Below are 218 nucleotides of genomic sequence, written 5' to 3'. Positions count from 1 at the left end.
TGGATGTGCAAGTACAACGTCTATTTCATAATTAACTATACATAAGTGCCATTCTGACAATAAATGATCAAGATAACAGCTTATTGTCTGTTTATCTGCTGTCATTTCAAAAGCAAAGAACGGCGTAATAGTCAGGCTGCTTATTTCCCCAATACACTTCTTTGCGTTTATATTTTTATAGATGTAATTCATAATCCTATCCCAGCATCAGTTCCTTG

1 protein-coding gene is annotated in these 218 nt (G+C 34.4%); it reads right to left on the bottom strand.

The genetic code is table 11. The features are described 5' to 3' along the window. The coding region (locus tag ACFOZZ_RS05040; RefSeq protein ID WP_376814847.1) for a hypothetical protein at positions 1-192 on the bottom strand (192 nt) is incomplete at its 3' end. Positions 193-218 lie beyond the last annotated feature (26 nt).

Source organism: Catenibacterium sp. GCM10023432, from assembly GCF_042651925.1.
In the GTDB taxonomy this organism is placed as follows: Bacteria; Bacillota_I; Bacilli_A; order Erysipelotrichales; family Coprobacillaceae; genus Catenibacterium; species Catenibacterium mitsuoka.
This window is presented reverse-complemented; position numbering and strand designations above follow the sequence as displayed.